Source organism: Acetobacter tropicalis, assembly GCF_001580915.1.
GTDB lineage: Bacteria > Pseudomonadota > Alphaproteobacteria > Acetobacterales > Acetobacteraceae > Acetobacter > Acetobacter tropicalis.
Map to the genome: position 1 here is coordinate 1 of NZ_LHZQ01000020.1, position 708 is coordinate 708.

Consider the following 708-nt stretch of genomic DNA (forward strand, 5'->3'; position numbering starts at 1 on the left):
GAGTGTCCGATAGAGGGTCGTTAAACGGACTCATGTTGAGAGGTGGCGCAACTCAAGGAAAACAGCCACCCACCGAGTCTCATATGAATGGTACCATATAAATTGCAGTCATGGGGCCTTATACGTTACAGTCCGATTCATGACGCACACACTGATTGGCTACGCCCGCTGCTCGACGGACAAGCAGGATCTCGCCGCCCAGCAGGACGCTCTGCTCAAACTCGGCGTCGCGGCTGATCGGATCTACACTGACAAGGGATTCACCGGGACGAACCGGGACCGGCCCGGTCTCGACCAGGCGCTGGCGGCGGTGCGTAACGGCGACACGCTGGTCGTGCCAAAGCTCGACCGGCTCGCCCGGTCCGTGCCCGATGCACGTGCGATCGGAGACAGCCTGGCCGCTCGTGGCGTGAAGCTCCAACTCGGTGCCAGTGTCCACGATCCGTCCGATCCGATGGGAAAGCTGTTTTTCAACATTCTTGCCACCTTCGCCGAATTTGAAGCAGACCTCATTAAACTTCGAACCCGTGAAGGGATGGCGGTCGCGCGCGCCAAGGGCAAGCTACGCGGGAAAAAGCCCAAGCTGTCCGATCGGCAGCAGAAGGAACTTCGCCGCATGTACGATACTGGCGACTATTCCATCAGTGACCTAGCTGATCTGTTTTCCATCTCGCGACCAACCGTTTATCGGACACTCAGGCGTCAGCC

1 protein-coding gene is annotated in these 708 nt (G+C 58.6%); it reads left to right on the forward strand.

The window, feature by feature from the left end; translation table 11 throughout:
• Positions 1 to 139: 139 nt before the first annotated feature.
• Positions 140 to 708 (forward strand): recombinase family protein (locus AD944_RS00105; RefSeq protein ID WP_061474607.1); only part of this gene is annotated, 569 nt, incomplete at its 3' end.